Origin of the sequence: Novosphingobium aerophilum (genome assembly GCF_014230305.1) — a bacterium.
GTDB classification, from domain to species: domain Bacteria; phylum Pseudomonadota; class Alphaproteobacteria; order Sphingomonadales; family Sphingomonadaceae; genus Novosphingobium; species Novosphingobium aerophilum.
Window position 1 is genome coordinate 157,261 of record NZ_JACLAU010000006.1, and the last position, 14,822, is coordinate 172,082.

Genomic DNA, 14,822 nt, shown 5'->3' on the forward strand with positions numbered 1-14,822 from the left:
GAGACAGGGTCCCCGGCGTCACGTCCGATCGTGATGGCTTGCGGCAGGCGCCGCAGCGGTGATCAGTATGTGGCCATGCGGGCCTTGTTGCCGATGGCGCTGAGCACCAGCTGACGCACCTTCGGCTCGATGCTGGCGGCCATTTCGCGCCGGCACTTGAAGTCGGGCGCAAGGTCGGCGCCGATGCGGTCACCCGGGTTGCAGGCCGCGGCGATCTGCCGGGCCGCATCGGCACGGAAGCGGGCCACGGCGTCCGGATCGGCGAAATCGACGCCGGCGGCGGTGACGGGGAGGCTGATCTTCTCGCGCGAGCCGGCGAAGGCGGTCGACGGACCAGCCAGCAGGGCCACGGCGAGCAGCGCGGTGGGGAGGATCTTCATGGCTATTCTCCTGCAGAAATATTATTTATGTTGTTTTTCGTAATAATGGTGAAAGGGGCTGTCGTCAGGCTTATGCAGGGTCCAACAACCTCTCATGCCTGTCAGCGTTCTTGGTGCGCTTGATTGCGCAAATACGCCCCTATACTGTCGTGGACAAGGCGAATTGAACGCTGCACTGCGGAAAATCGTCGTTTTTTCATGCTGTTGTTGCGAAGGCCGCCCTTCGCGTGGCGTTGCAGCGCGGCGATCTTAACATGTTGGCAACAAGTAAAGGCAGCACTCGCAACAATCACGGCAGGATGGATCGAGTGATCCGGCTGCGAGTCGCAAGTCCCGACAGCTCGCCAAGGGGGATGCATTCAGCCCGGGGATGAAGGTCCGGTGCGGGTGGGGAGTGGACATTGGAAGAAACACGCAGAGGCCGCCCGCAACGCATTCGCGCACCTGTAAAGTGGCCCATCCCTAAAGCTATCGTCGTCCCGGGCTTGACCCGGGACAGGGCTGTTCTTTCCAGGCCGTTGCCAACCAATCCCTGCCCCGGCTCAAGGCCGGGGCGACGATGGATGAGGTATACGTGATGGCCGTGTGGGGTGGGGAGCGGACGTTCTTCGATCCTCCCCCAGCGGGGGAGGGGGACCATCCGCAGGATGGTGGGGGGGCACCCCGCCTTGACCAGCTGCCTTGCCCCAAGGAGAGTGCCCCTCCACCACCTTCGGTGGTCCCCCTCCCCGTACCGGGGAGGAAACAAAGGTCCGACTTCGGGCGCAAACGCTCATTGCAACCTGTCCACGCCTCGTTAGCCCCTGCGGGCCGTTGGGCGCCGCGCCGGTCAGCGTCCGATCAGCCCCAGCGCATGGCGGATGAAGGCATCGCGGTCGCGCACCCATTCGGTGCCCGGTGGCAGCACCGGATCGGCATAGGTCCATCCCTCGGGCGAATAGGCTCGGGTGAAGCGGCCGCGCGTGTTGAAGGCCAGCGAGACCATGCGCTGCTGGGCGCGGGTCGACTGCTCCTGCCCCTCGATCACGTTCGATCCGTCGCGCCGCACGGTGAAGCCCTGCGGACGCAGCGCGAAGATGAAGGGTTCGGTGCGGTAACTCTCCACAGTCGTGTTCTGGAAGACGGAGAGATAGACCTTGTCCAGCGCGGAGAGCGGGGCTGCCGGCATGCGCCAGTCGGGCGTCACCAGCACCGGCCAGGGATAGTTTCGCGGATCGCCATAGAGGATCTCGGCGCGCAGATCGACCAGGCTGTCCCGCACGGCCTGGGCCGGCGCCACGCGCAGCAGCCTGAGGTTGTTCGACCAGGTGAAGCCGAACGAGGAGGCGTCGATCAGCGGCATGGCCGAGGGGGTCGATGCGGCCGGCACGTTCGAGACTGTCAGGTTCTCGTAGACGCGCAGGTAGGCCTTGTCCTTCAACTGGTGCCCGCTGGCCTGGTCCTGCCAGGCCTTCTGGCCATGCCACACCGAATTGCGCAGGTGCGAGACCAGGATGCCGTTGAGGTAGGTGGTGTGCTCCTGATCGGTGTTGGTCCCGACGTTGCCCGCCAAATCGCTGTCCTCGACATAGAGCATGGTCTGCCCGCTCGGCAGGAACAGGGCGTTCTTGCCGCCGTAAATGCGCGAGCGGCGGATCACCACGGTGAACAGGCCTGGCCCCGACCCGCCATAGGCTTCGGGGTAGAGCGCGCCCTTGGGCTGGATCGCGCCAGGAAAGTCGAGCTCGACGTCGCGCAGTTCGAAGTGGACCCGCTGCGGCCCGAAATCGAGCAGCCGCGGGCCGAGCGTGGCCCATTGATCGTCGGTGCGGAAGGTCACCCGGCGGCCGGGGATGGACGAGCGCACGATGTACTGCGTGCCGTCCAGGGACCCGACGATTTGCGGCTGCCACGGCGAGAACGGGTAGACGCAAGGTCGACCGGTGCCGTCCAGGGCCTCATACACGAATTCGAACCCGCCTTCGACCCGACCGCCCAGCGAATCCGCCCCGCGTCCGGCATAGACTTCGCGTCCGGCCGCGCGCGAAGCATCGCATTTGACCATCAGCCGCACTGCGGGCCGGCGCAGTCCGCGCATGGGCATGTAGAACGGGTAAAGCGTGTCCGCTTCGGCCGGATCGGTGAGGGCCGCGGCAAAGGGCAGGACGGTGGGCGGTGCCGAGGGCTGGGCCGGGGGCTGTCCGGCAGCCCGCCGCTGGCCCGGGTCCGCCGCCCCGGATGGCCCGGGCTGAAGCGCCACGCAGCTCAGCGCCAGGACCATGGTGGCGATCAGCGGTTTGGGACGAAGGGACAAGCCGGCGGCTCCACGGTTCGCACGCCCCGGATCAGGCGCCAGGCGGGGTTTACGTCCTTCGCCTGTCGGATTGGTAAACGATCGATCCAACCCGGGCGATCAGAAGCTGCTCCAGTCGTCGTCCGGTGCGGCGACGGCAAGATTGCCGGCGACCGCGAGCGGCGGCGCTGCGGGGATGGCCGGGGCGCGCACGACCTGGGCCGGGGCAGGGACTGGGGCCGGGGCAGTCTGACGAGCCGGGCCCGCCGCCGGGGCGCTGGCCACGGCCGTATCGCGGCGCTTGGACTGGGCGCCAATCCCCGCACGGCGCGCCGCATCGCGGGTCTTGAAGGCCGACACCAGCTCCATCATGCAGTCGGCTTCGGTGTTGAGGGCCCGGGTTGCGGCGGTCGACTGTTCGACCATGGCTGCATTCTGCTGGGTCATGCGATCCATCTCGAGCACGGCCCCGTTGATGTGCTGCAGGCTTTGCGCCTGCTGTTCGGCCGAGCTGGCGATTTCGGCCACCAGCGCATTGATCTCGCCGATGCGGCCCACGATCTCGCGCAGGCGCGTGCCGGTCTCTCCCACCAGCGCCACCCCGCTTTCGACCTGGGCCGAGCTGTTGGAGATCAGCTCGCGGATGTCGCGGGCGGCATCGGCGGAACGCTGGGCCAGGGCGCGGACCTCGTTGGCGACGACGGCGAAGCCCTTGCCGGCTTCCCCGGCGCGCGCCGCCTCGACCCCGGCATTGAGCGCCAGCAGGTTGGTCTGGAAGGCGATCCCGTCGATCACCGTGATGATCTGCGAGATCTGTTGCGAGGATTCCTCGATCTGCGCCATCGCGGCGACGGCGCTTTCGACCACGCGGCCGCCTTCCGAAGCCTGGCCGTGGGCGGCGGCGATCGAAAGCTGAACCGAATTGGCCCCGGCTGCGGTCGCGGCGACCGATCCGGTCACCTGGTTCATCGCCGCGGCGGTCTCCTCCAGGTTCGCGGCCTGCTGTTCGTTGCGCTGGGCCAGGTCGTCCGATGCGGCGCGGATCTCGTTGATCGAGGTGATCACTCCGCGGGCGCTGACGCGGACCGTTCCGATCGCCTCGCGCAGGGCCTCCTGCGCACGATTGAAGTTGATCCGCAACGGATCGTAGGCAGTGGGGAACTGGTTATCGATGCGATACTCCAGGTCCTTGTCCGCCAGGTGATCGAGCGCCTGCGACAGCGCGCGGACCACCTCGCGCTGCTGCTCTTCGGCCTGGGCCCGGGCGATGGCGCCCTCGCGGAAGGTTTCCATGGCCCGTGCCACGGTGCCGATCTCGTCCTGGCGGTCCTGACCCGAAACGGGCCGGGCATAGTCTCCCGCGGCCATGGCGTTGATCGCCTCGGCCGTGTCGGCCAGCGGCGCGACGATGCGGGTGCGGATCAGGCGGCCCGCCAGCCAGACCATCGCCATGATCGCCGCGGCCAGCAGGGCCACCACTGTCATCGCCAGGATGGTCGTGCGCTGGCCCTTGGCCACCAGATCGGCGCGGTACCGGCCCGAGGCAGTAACCAGTTGGTCGATCGAATCGTGCTGGGCCCAGAAGCGCGGCCCCAGCTCGGTGTTGCGGATGTTTGCGGCCTGGGCCAGGTCGCCAGCCTTCACCGCCGGGATGAAGCGGTTGTCCATCGTCTCCCAGAAGGCGTCGGCCTTGGCCAGCGACTGTTCCAGCTCGGCGCGCAGCTCTTCGGGGATCGGCGCGGTCTTCCAGTACTCGTGACGCTTGCGATATTCGGCGCGGTTGCCGTCGATCTGTTCCAGCGCCTTCGTCGTGGTCTCCGGATTGGTGGTGATCAGCGTGGCGTGCAGATAGGGTTCGACGACGAAGGCCGGCGGCGGCAGGATATCGGCGAGCAACTCGTCCTGCAGCGCGGTCGCCCGCGAGATCGGGCCGCCGAAGCGGATCTGCGAGACGGCCACGCCGCCGATCGCCACGGCCAGCAGCAGCAACGCAATCAGCGCGCGAACACCGTTCCGAGCCTGAGTCTGGATCATCGCAAGTGGTCCCAAATTCTTCGACTGGAGATGCTGCATAGAGCCTTGCAACTGAAAATTTCTTTTGGCCGCATGTGTACTTACCGAAACAAGCCGTCTTATGACTTGTGCTGTTGGATCCGCCCACGCCCGTCTCGAACGGCTGCGGCCAACGGTTCGCCGATAAAGGCTTGCAGACACTGTATTGTGCCAATAACACGCCTTGGTGTCCAACCCCACCCAGCCCTTGTCCGGAAACCTCCGGCTGCCATCGACAATCCGGCGCGCGGGCGTGGGGCCATGAGACGCGCGCTCCTGCCGGTGGTGATCGTGGCGCTCGGTCCCATCCCCGCGATGGCCGCTCCATCCGCCCCGGAACCCACGGCCACCACGGGGTCACAGGCCGGCCAGCCGCCCGCTCCGGCGGGAAGCGGGCAGACCTTCACCCCGGCCGATTTTCAGCGGTTTGCCCCGCGCAACGCCTTCGACATGCTGGTCCAGGTCCCCGGATTCCAGATCCGCGACAGCGAACAACTGCGGGGCCTGGGGCAGGCGACCGGAAACGTCCTGTTCAACGGCCAGCGGCCATCATCGAAGGCGGATTCGCTGGAGACCCAGTTGGCCCGCATTCCCGCCGACACGGTCACGCGGATCGAGATTCTGGATGGCGCGACGCTGGGCCTCCCCGGTCTTTCGGGGCAGGTCGCCAATGTCGTCTTCTCCGCCAGGGCCCTGTCCGGCCAGTTCGCCTGGCGTCCGCAGGTGCGCACCCATTTCACCGATCCCCTGCTGACCCGGGCCAACGTGTCCGTCAGCGGGCGGGCGGGACCGATCGATTATCAGCTCGGGCTTGATAACAGCGATGCCGCGCGCAGCGGCGCCGGGGGGCCGACGACCATCTCGGGACCGACCGGGCAGGTGATCGAACGGCGCTTCGACATCTGGAACACGCATTACGACCAGCCCAAGCTGACCGGCCGCTTCGTTTTCGACCTGCCGGGCGATGCCATCGCCAACCTGAATCTCCAGTACCAGCAGATCTACGACACGTATGACGAGGACGGCCTGCGGCGCTTGCCCGGCCAGGCCGATCGCCGCCGCACGGTCCTGACCACGGCGGATCGCTGGACGTACGAAGTGGGCGGAGATGTCGAGTTCGGCGCCGGCCCCGGCCGGCTCAAGATGATCGGCCTGCGCCGCTCCAGCCGTGAACCCTTCGCCCAGACCGTGATCGTCACCTATGCCGATGGCGCGCCGCGCACCGGTGACCGCTTCACCCAGCTCGGCCGCACCGGCGAGACCATCGCACGGGGCGAGTACTCATGGAAGATGCTGGGCGGCGATTGGCAACTGTCGGGCGAGGGTGCGTTCAACCGGCTGACCAGCGCCGCCTCGACCGGCCTGATCGACGCATCGGGCCAGTTCGTCGACACCCCGCTGGCCGGCGGATCGGGCGGGGTGGCGGAGAACCGCTATGAAGGGCTGCTCAGCTTCGGCCGGCCGCTCAGCCGCCGCTTGTCGTTCCAGTTGATCGCAGGCGCCGAGCGCTCGACCATCAGCCAGACCTCGCCGGGCGGGCTGAGGCGCACCTTCGTGCGACCCAAGGGTTCGTTCTCGTTGCTGTGGAAGCCATCGGACAGCTTCGATGCCGCCCTGCGTCTGCGGCGCCGGATCCTGCAGCTCGACTTCTACGATTTCCTGGCCCGGGCCTTCCTCAACGATGACCGGGCCAACGCGAGCAACGCCGAGCTGCGCCCGCAGCAGGACTGGTCCGTCGAGTTCGAGGCCAACAAGCGGTTGGGGCCGTGGGGTTCGAGCAAGCTGCGGGTGATCTACCGGGACGTCCAGGACTATGTCGACGTGATCCCCGTGCCGGGAGGCGAGGGGGTGGGCAACCTGCCGAGCTCATGGGCGGGGGCGATCGACTGGACCAGCACGGTCCAGTTCGATCCGGCCGGGTGGAAGGGGGCCCGCCTGACCTCGCGCGTGGTGCTGCAGGATTCCAGTGTGCGCGATCCCTTCACCGGCGAGCAGCGGGCATGGAGCGGGTTCGTCGACCGCGTGATCGAGCTGGGTTTCCGGCAGGACATTCCCAAGTCCGCCTGGGCCTATGGCGGCGACATGGAGTACAACCATGTCCTGCCCAGCTATCGCAGCAGCCAGGTGGACCGGCTGTACGAAGGTCCGATCTTCGCCTCGGTGTTCGTCGAGAACAAGAACGTGATGGGCCTGACCCTGCGCGGCGAGGTGCGCAACATCTGGAACGCCCGTTCGCGTCGCCAGCGCACCTTCTATGAAGGTCTCCGCAACGCCAGCCCGATCGCCTCGATCGAGGACCGTGACCGGATGATCGGCGCCATCTTCAGCTTCTCGGTCCGCGGCACCTTCTGACTCGGGTGGCTGACCGGGCCGGCTTCCCTTTCGGGACTTGTGCCGCGCACCGTATGATGAACCGCGAACCCTGTGATACAGTCCCGGCCAGCCGGCCATGCACGGATCGGGATGAGCCTATGATGATCGGGATCTGGTGATGGAGCGGCGTCGGTTTCTGGCCTCCGCGGTGGGAGTGGCGGGCTTGCCGGCGGTCGAAAGCCGCGCGGCGCAGGCCCGATTCTCGGCCACCGGTCCGCGGGACGAGGCCTATTGGCAGGGCCTGGCGGCGCAATTCGACCAGCCGCCGGACGTGATCCAGTTGGAGCACGGCAATTGGGGCGCCATGGCCCGCCCGGTGCGGCAAGCCTATGCCCGCATGGTCGAACGGGTGAACCGCGACACCAGCCTTTATGCCCGCACCACCATGGGCGCGGACCTCGAGGGGGTCCGGCGCGGTGTGGCGGATCTGCTCGGGGTCGGCCCCGGGGAGGTGGCGCTGACCCGCAACGCGACCGAGGCGCTCACCACCCTGATCATGGGTTACCGCGGACTGCGGCCCGGCGATGCGGTGCTCTATGCCGATCACGATTACGATGCGATGCAGCACTGCATGGCCGCGCTCGGCGCGCTGCGCGGGGTTGAGGTGATCCGCATTGCGCTGCCGCATCCCGCCAGCCACCAGCAGTTGATCGATGGCTACGCCGCAGCCCTGGCGGCCCATCCGAATGTCCGCCTGCTGCTGCTGACCCATCTTGGCCATCGCAGTGGCCTGGTCCTGCCGGTCGCCGAGATCGTCCGGCTGGCCCGGGCACGCGGGGCCGAGGTCATCGTCGATGCCGCGCACAGCCTGGGCCAGCTCGATTTCACCGTCCCGCAGATCGAGGCCGATTTCGTCGGGGTGAACCTGCACAAGTGGATCGGGGCGCCGCTCGGCGTCGGCGCGATGATCGTGCGGGGCGGCCGCCATCGCGAATTCGCCCGCCATCCCGCCGCCGACCCGGCCGAGCCGGACGGGATCGATGCCCTGGTCCACACCGGCACGATCGACTTCGCGGCCGTGCTGACCGTCCCCCGGGCCATCGCCTTCCAGAACGCCATCGGCGCGGAGGCCCGAGCGGCGCGGCTCCGCGCGCTGCGCGATCGCTGGGTCCTCCCTTTGCGCGAACACCGGGGGATCGACATCCTGACCCCGGACGACCCCAGCCTGCACGGGGCGATCACCGCCTTCCGCATCAAGGGATCACCTGGCCTCGCCGATCATCAGCGGCTGGCGGCACGGCTGCTCGACGAGTTCCGCATCTTTACGGTCGTCCGGCAAGGCCTGGACCAGGGCGCCTGCATCCGCGTGACGCCCGCGCTCGCCAACAACCTGGCCGACTGCGACAGACTGGCCCAGGCGCTGCAAGCCCTGGTCCCGACCCCCGGCCGGTCCGCCCGCTGACCATGGATCACAGTTCGGCCCGACAGCAAGCACCCGGACAGCCAGGTGCCCTAGGCTGGCGAACGCCTAACCCGCCTTGATGGGAGCAGGGTGCTGATTGAGGAAGAATGGTGCGCTTACGTGACTCGATAAAGCGTTTTAAAATATTGAAAAAATATGCATTTATGGCGCTAAAAATATGTGTTGCCCCTAGCGTTGCCCCAAGGAATTTTCGTCCGTTTCCATGAGCAATTTTGAGTCCGTACCTGTGACCCACATAGCTGTTCCATGGTGTTCCAACCAACGTCAGAAGGGCTTACCGATGCCTGATCTGCAGCATCCTTAAGGGACCAGGCTAGAGTGGGATCGCTCTTTTTTTCCATCAGGCCTTAACGGACACAGGGGTTGTAGGGCGGGGCGAGTATCATGCCGCTCCAAACAAGATGAGTGACATCTCACCAGAGACAATCGACATCTCCAGAGCGAGCCTCAGTGACCACGTTCACCATGCTGTCGCCTGAACGCTGACTGCCAAATCAGCTCCACGTCACTGCTAACGCCTTGCTCAAAGTCGATCGATGTTGTTCGCAATCTCCGGCTGGCGCATCGCGGATACCCTAGCCGCAGATCACTGGTTCGGCCAGACGGGCTGGGCGGGCGGTAAAGCGATAGGACTGGCGTTGGGCTTTGCCAAATTGGGCCTCGAAGGAGCCGGTAAGAGTCCCGCCGGGCTTCCCCCTTATCGTGAAGGACCCGGAGCTGGGGCTCTCGCAGACCAGGTTAGGAGTCTTGCGGCACAGCTGGATCATGGCCAGGCCAGGGCGCACCCCCATCTCCTGCACATGCGACCAGCGACCTGCGATGCGTGCCAACGGGGCATTGGCCCTCAGCCAGAATTCCCCCTGCTGCACTGTTGCCGGCAGGATGATGATGAAGGCTGGGCCGTCGTTGGGAGCGCAATCGCTCTGGTATTCGCCCTGCAGCGAAGGTGTGACCGGACGCGCTGCGATCAGCAGCAAACAGGTCGCCAGGGCTGCGATCCTCATGGTTTTGGACATCGGCACTCCCTTTGCGTTCCGGTTCACGGGTCATCGTCGGATTTAGCGAATGGCCTGGTCGATTCCGGACTTCATGTCTCGTGCGAACTCGTCCTGCATCTCGAGGCTATCGCGTGACGCGTTGAGATTAAGCCCGACGTGATGATCGACCCCTAGTGCAGTCAGGCGGTCCTCCAGGCACTTACCCTTGAGGAGCATGGCGACGATATCGCCGTCACCGGCACCCTCTGGCAATTCGATCCGGATCTGCACCTTGGCGTGCGCTTCGGCAGAGACAAGCTTGGCACCGGATATCCCGCACGCGGACTGTATGTCATCCAGTTGGGTCTGAGTGAGCGGTCCGTCGAGCCTGGCTGGACCGCAACCGGTCAGTGCGGCGGCAAGGGTCAAACCGGATATTGCTTGCCCAAGCACTTAGCTTCCCTTGTCCTGGTGGCTTGCCGCTAGGCATCTCTTGAGCCCCTTCGCTAGGCTAAGGTCAAAACGTTACAAGTGCCTATACAATTGACAGGACATTTCGAAAACGTTCGGTGATCAGATCTGCGACGAGCCTCCGCGGATGCACTCGTTGGTGACGGCCTCAGCAAGCGGCGAAGTGTTGCTGGCAATGTGCGATCACGCAACAGGTGCGCCGGCCAACGCCGAACTCACAAAGAGGTCGCCATGCTCGGCCTAGGCTATGCCAAGTTATGGCCGGACCTCAAGCCTATCGTTATATTTTGTTTGATATAACAGCAATATAGGCGATGTGGTTTTTGCGAAGGCCCGCAGAAAAGCCCGCATTTCAATGTGGCTTAGAGGTTCGAGTCTTTTCATGGGACTCGAATCTTCAAAAAGTGGCGGATTTCCGGCATTCTCTAACCGTGAACAAAAGCAGAAAATTGTAGCTTGAAAGGACCGAAAGGCCCACGAAAAATCGTTCATGGAACGTTCCAGCATGTTCCAGTTGTTCTCTAGCGATCCCTTCTGCCTCAGGGTTGAAAGCTGTTTATGACCTCGAAATGGAGGGATGCAGGCCAGTCAGAATAGCTCACCGCGTTGTGGTGCGTGGTGCGTGGTGCGTGGTGCGTGGTGCGTGGTGCGTGGTGCGTGGTGCAGAGGTGCTCGAAGCCGTAGCAGCTATGTCGCTCCCGAACGGTAGCAAATTTCCGGAGAATGCTCGCGAATGAAAAAACTGATCCCGAACGGGTGCATTAATTGACTTGGGGGCAATTTTCAGCCTATATGTTCCCGAAAGGGTGCAGGTCATGAGCAAAGAGTCCAAACTGCAGGCCGCCGCAAACCTGCTGCTCGCATCACGCACGGTGCCGGCGGGCTCGGGTGCGGCGTTGATCACGGCACTTGGAAAGCATCCGCTAGTCGCGCGGGGTGAAATGCCCAAGGCGCTGCATCCCAACGTTGCGATCCCGTCCCAACTCTACGCCGCAGAGAGAAATCCGAAATCGGTCATCGCCGAAGCGGTCGGTACGACCCGCACGCCGCTCACATCAATTGCCGAGCTTGGGATGATGGTCCGTGATGCCCGCAAGGCGATGAAGATGAACCAGACCGAATTCGCGGCACATGCCGGTGTTGGCCGCCGGTTCGTTTCCGAGCTCGAGGGAGGCAAGCCCAGCCTGGAGTTCGATAAAGTCCTAGCCTGCGCTGCAGCCGCTGGTGTCGACCTCTTCGCCAAGAAGCGCCGCGTCTGATGCGCTCCCTTAACGTCTGGGTCGAAGCATTCTCTGAGCCTGTTGGTCTGCTGAATTCGGACGAAAACGGAGTGATACAATTCAGCTACGCACCGGCGTGGTTCCAATCTGCCGCGAACTTTCCCCTGTCGTTGTCCCTGCCTCTGCGCGAGGATCCCTTTGGCGATTCGATCTCGCGCGCTTTCTTCAGCAACCTTCTGCAGGAAAACGATCAACTCGAACGAGTCATCGCGCGAGAAGGGCTTGATCGCGGGGACATCGTAGGCCTGCTGGCCCATGTCGGCGCGGATTGCTCGGGGTCGGTCAGCGTCCTCCCGGATGATCATCCCCCGATCAAGCGTCCGGGCTCGCTCGGACAGGACTACGATGTCCTAAGCGAAGAGGACTTTGCCGATCTCGTCATGCGCCTTGCACAAGGACGCCCGCTGCCAGCAGAGATGCGCGACCCATCGCCGGTCGCAGGCTTTCGCAGGAAGATCTCGCTTGCCGCCTTGCCGGGCGACCGGTTCGGACTGCCAAAAGTAGGCTCAGGGGCACCGACTACCCACATCCTCAAGATTCCTGACCCGAATCATCGCCACGAAGCCCGCCACGAAGAGTTTGTCACTGCACTGGCCCAACAGGCCGGTTTCAATGTCGGCGCGTGTGTTGCGGGGGAAGTCGAGGGTCAAGAGGTGTTGCTCATCACCCGCTATGATCGGTGGGTGGAGGAAGACCGGGTTTACCGTGTCCATCAGGAAGACTTCGCGCAAGCACTAGGTCTTCCTGCCGATCTTAAGTACGAACGGCGTGGCCGTGAGGGACGCCGCTTCGATACCGAAGCCATAGCCCGCGTGCTTGATGCTACGGACCGGCCCGCACTGGCCCGAGAGCAGTTTCTACGTTTGACGCTGTTCAATCTGCTCGTCGGAAACAATGACAACCACGCGAAGAACCACGCCCTCCTGCATGTGCCGGGTCAGGCCCCCGTGCTGGCACCATTCTATGACTTGGTGCCGGTGCAGATGGTTGCGGGCTTCCGCGAGGATCTCGCTTTTCGGATCGGGAATGCCCAACTCCCCCATGAGATAACGGCCGCCGACTTGGAGATTTTTTCCGTCGCTCTTGGCATTCCTGCTGCTGGCGCGAGAAGGATCCTGGTTTCAACAGCAAGAGAGCTCCTTGAAACCATAGAAGGCCTGTCCGCCAACTTCTCGCAAGAGATGCGGCCTCTCGACAATCTCATCGGCGAGGTGGCTACACTGCTGAACGCGGAGCTGGGTCTTGATCTCGCCTTGCGGGAACGTGATGCGCACGTTGTGCGCGGCGGTGGATGGAATCTCAGCTAGTGACGACCCATCCAGGTGCGCATGTGAGCCGTGAGCTAGCGCCAGTCGGTTTGACCATCCTGCTCACCAATTACAAGATGCTCGACTAACCCCGGCAGCTTGGGCGGAGCCAAGATTGGCGCGACAACCTCCTCAGGGAGGCGGCGCCGATGATCCGACTTGGAGAAGCTATGATGATACTGGAATTGCACCGGCAGGGGTTGTCGGTGACCGCCATTGCGCGCCGAACAGGGCGTGACCCAAAGACGGTGCGCAAATATGTCGAGCGCGGGATCGAGGTGCCGGTCTATGGGCCGCGCCAGAGCGGCCGTCCGAGCAAGATCGCGCCGTACATGGAGTTCCTGCGCGAACGGGTGATCGCGTTCCCGGAACTGACAGCGACGCGGCTGACCCGCGAAATCCGCGAAATGGGTTATGTTGGCGCCTATACGGCGGTGAAGCGATACCTCGCGGCGATCCGTCCCGATCACGATCCGAAGCCGTACGAGGTCCGGTTCGAGACGAAGGCCGGCCTGCAGGCCCAGGTCGACTTTGCCAGGTTCGTTGTCGAGTTCACGGACGAACCGGGCTCGACACGGATCGTCTGGTTGTTCAGCCTGGTCCTTGGCTACTCGCGCTTCATCTTCGCGCGCTATGTGCTGCATCAGGACCTGCAGACTCTGCTGCGTTGCCATTGCCAGGCGTTCGAGGCAATCGGCGGCGTGCCGATCGAGATCCTCTACGACCGGATGAAGACCGCAGTTACCGGCGAGGATGACCAGGGGCACATCGTCTACAACACGTCCCTCCTGGCGCTGGCGAAGCATTACCGCTTCCAGCCTCGGGCCTGCCGCCCTTATCGGGCAAAGACGAAGGGCAAGGTCGAGCGGCCGTTCCGCTATATCCGGGAGGACTTCTTCCTGGGGCGCAGCTTCCGCAACCTGGAGGACCTCAATGCCCAGCTGGCCGACTGGCTTGGTACTGTTGCCAATGTGCGGGTGCATGGTACGACCCAGCGCATCGTTGCCGAAGCCTTCGCCGAAGAACAGAGCGAACTGCAGCACCTGCCCGAGCACCGCTTCGATGCTGTTCTTCGGCTCGAACGCCGCGTCAGCAGTGACGGCCTCGTGGCCGTCGGCGGCAACTACTACAGTGTTCCGGACCGGACCCGACGGATCGTCGAGGTCGAGCAGACGCCGGACATCATCCGGGTGCTTGATGGCGGCGTGGTAGTGGCCGAACATCCCGTGCTGGAAGGCCGTAAGCAGTATCGCATCGATCGCCGCCACCGCACAGGACGCCCTCAGAGAGCACTGGACCATCACCGCGGGGGAATGACCCTTGGCCGGATCGGTGACTTCGTTCCACGACGCCCGCTGGCGATCTATGACGCCATCGGGGCAGGCCTGGCGATGGAGCAGCGGCCATGACAGACGTCCCGCAATCATCGCGGGTGGACTCCATCCGCAAGAGCCTGGTCAGCCTCAAGATGCCACGCGCTCTCGAAATGCTCGACGTCACGCTTCGCCGTATCGAGCAGGGCCAGATCGACGGGATCGAGGCGATCGACGACCTGCTCGGCGAGGAAACCTCGCTGCGCGAAAACCGCCGCGTGAAAGCCGCGCTGCGCATGGCGCGGTTGCCCGTTGTGAAGACGTTGGCGGGTTACGACTTCTCGTTCCAGCCTTCGCTCGATCGCAACCGCGTCATGACTCTCGCCGGCCTCGACTTCATCGACCGCGCGGAGGTCGTACATCTGCTGGGGCCGCCGGGCACCGGCAAGAGCCATATCGCGACGGCACTCGCGGTCGAAGCTGTGCGGGCGGGCAAGAGCGTCTACTTCATCCCGCTTGCCGATCTGATCGCCCAGCTCGTCAAGGCGGAACGGGAAGGATCCCTGCGCGAACGCATCCGCTTCCTCACCCGTGCATCGCTGCTGGTGGTGGACGAGATAGGCTATCTCCCGGTCACGCCAGGCGGCGCCAACCTGTTCTTCCAGCTGGTCAACGCCCGCTACGAAAAGGGGGCGATGATCCTGACCTCCAATCGCGGCTTCTCGGAATGGGGCGACGTGTTCGGCGATCCGGTCGTCGCCACCGCATTGCTCGACCGGCTGCTTCATCACGCCGTGGTCATCCAGATCGAGGGATCAAGCTACCGCATGCGCGAGCACGCCGCGCTTGTCGCGCGACGATCAGGGTGAGAAGGCGCGACGATCAAGATGAGAATGCGGTGTGTCGGGATCGGCGGAGGGCGTAGCCCGTAGTCGATCCCGACACACCGGAGTCACTCTCTGCCGGGTGCCTGT

At 64.4% G+C, this 14,822-nt stretch carries 10 protein-coding genes and 1 pseudogene; 6 read left to right on the forward strand and 5 right to left on the reverse strand.

Annotated elements, in window-relative coordinates; genetic code table 11:
• Positions 1 to 62 precede the first annotated feature (62 nt).
• The 3 genes from H7F49_RS06730 to H7F49_RS06740 form a co-directional block, all read right to left on the reverse strand.
• The gene (locus H7F49_RS06730) at positions 63 to 380 is read right to left on the reverse strand and encodes a UrcA family protein (protein WP_185682802.1); all 318 of its coding nucleotides are present in this window, start codon (positions 378 to 380) and stop codon (positions 63 to 65) included.
• A gap of 829 nt (positions 381 to 1,209) precedes the next feature.
• Complete coding sequence (locus tag H7F49_RS06735) at positions 1,210 to 2,673, reverse strand: hypothetical protein (protein WP_185682803.1); 1,464 nt, start codon at positions 2,671 to 2,673, stop codon at positions 1,210 to 1,212.
• 99 nt (positions 2,674 to 2,772) lie between these two features.
• Entirely contained in the window at positions 2,773 to 4,686 is a 1,914-nt protein-coding gene (locus H7F49_RS06740; RefSeq protein ID WP_185682804.1) for a methyl-accepting chemotaxis protein, read from the reverse strand.
• A 279-nt stretch (positions 4,687 to 4,965) separates the two neighbouring features.
• Between H7F49_RS06740 and H7F49_RS06745 the strand changes: the two genes are divergently transcribed.
• Together H7F49_RS06745 and H7F49_RS06750 are read left to right on the forward strand one after the other, a co-directional pair.
• Positions 4,966 to 7,056 carry a TonB-dependent receptor plug domain-containing protein gene (locus H7F49_RS06745; RefSeq protein ID WP_185682805.1) on the forward strand — a complete coding sequence of 697 codons (2,091 nt, stop codon included), beginning with the start codon at positions 4,966 to 4,968 and terminating at the stop codon, positions 7,054 to 7,056.
• A 139-nt stretch (positions 7,057 to 7,195) separates the two neighbouring features.
• A complete protein-coding gene (locus tag H7F49_RS06750; protein WP_214647686.1) occupies positions 7,196 to 8,479 on the forward strand; it encodes an aminotransferase class V-fold PLP-dependent enzyme in 1,284 nt (427 codons plus the stop codon).
• Between the two features lie 596 nt (positions 8,480 to 9,075).
• Here H7F49_RS06750 and H7F49_RS06755 read toward each other — a convergent pair.
• Both H7F49_RS06755 and H7F49_RS06760 read right to left on the reverse strand, forming a co-directional pair.
• Positions 9,076 to 9,516, reverse strand: a complete 441-nt coding sequence (locus tag H7F49_RS06755) for a hypothetical protein (RefSeq protein WP_185682807.1) — start codon at positions 9,514 to 9,516, stop codon at positions 9,076 to 9,078.
• Between the two features lie 42 nt (positions 9,517 to 9,558).
• The gene (locus H7F49_RS06760; RefSeq protein WP_185682808.1) at positions 9,559 to 9,906 is read right to left on the reverse strand and encodes a hypothetical protein; all 348 of its coding nucleotides are present in this window, start codon (positions 9,904 to 9,906) and stop codon (positions 9,559 to 9,561) included.
• An 857-nt stretch (positions 9,907 to 10,763) separates the two neighbouring features.
• On the opposite strand from H7F49_RS06760, the gene H7F49_RS19495 reads away from it, so the two are divergent.
• The 4 genes and pseudogenes from H7F49_RS19495 to istB all read left to right on the forward strand — a co-directional run.
• Entirely contained in the window at positions 10,764 to 11,207 is a 444-nt protein-coding gene (locus tag H7F49_RS19495) for a helix-turn-helix transcriptional regulator (protein ID WP_185682809.1), read from the forward strand.
• Complete coding sequence (locus tag H7F49_RS06770; RefSeq protein WP_185682810.1) at positions 11,207 to 12,535, forward strand: HipA domain-containing protein; 1,329 nt, start codon at positions 11,207 to 11,209, stop codon at positions 12,533 to 12,535. Before H7F49_RS19495 ends, H7F49_RS06770 begins: the two co-directional genes overlap by 1 nt.
• Before the next feature lie 149 nt (positions 12,536 to 12,684).
• Positions 12,685 to 13,944, forward strand: coding sequence for an IS21 family transposase (gene istA / locus H7F49_RS06775; protein WP_185682811.1), 1,260 nt, complete (start codon positions 12,685 to 12,687; stop codon positions 13,942 to 13,944).
• Positions 13,941 to 14,699 (forward strand): annotated as a pseudogene (gene istB, locus H7F49_RS06780) (IS21-like element helper ATPase IstB); the annotation flags it as partial. The gene istA and the pseudogene istB, both read left to right, overlap by 4 nt.
• Positions 14,700 to 14,822: the final 123 nt, after the last annotated feature.

What these genes read in the sequence shown, in the direction of transcription:
- H7F49_RS06745 (WP_185682805.1), top strand. Translation starts at nt 4,966, where the DNA reads ATGAGACGCGCGCTCCTGCCGGTGGTGATCGTGGCGCTCGGTCCCATC.
- H7F49_RS06770 (WP_185682810.1), top strand. Translation starts at nt 11,207, where the DNA reads ATGCGCTCCCTTAACGTCTGGGTCGAAGCATTCTCTGAGCCTGTTGGT.
- H7F49_RS06750 (WP_214647686.1), top strand. Translation starts at nt 7,196, where the DNA reads ATGGAGCGGCGTCGGTTTCTGGCCTCCGCGGTGGGAGTGGCGGGCTTG.
- H7F49_RS19495 (WP_185682809.1), top strand. Translation starts at nt 10,764, where the DNA reads ATGAGCAAAGAGTCCAAACTGCAGGCCGCCGCAAACCTGCTGCTCGCA.
- H7F49_RS06755 (WP_185682807.1), bottom strand. Translation starts at nt 9,516, where the DNA reads ATGTCCAAAACCATGAGGATCGCAGCCCTGGCGACCTGTTTGCTGCTG.
- H7F49_RS06740 (WP_185682804.1), bottom strand. Translation starts at nt 4,686, where the DNA reads ATGATCCAGACTCAGGCTCGGAACGGTGTTCGCGCGCTGATTGCGTTG.
- H7F49_RS06730 (WP_185682802.1), bottom strand. Translation starts at nt 380, where the DNA reads ATGAAGATCCTCCCCACCGCGCTGCTCGCCGTGGCCCTGCTGGCTGGT.
- istA (WP_185682811.1), top strand. Translation starts at nt 12,685, where the DNA reads ATGATCCGACTTGGAGAAGCTATGATGATACTGGAATTGCACCGGCAG.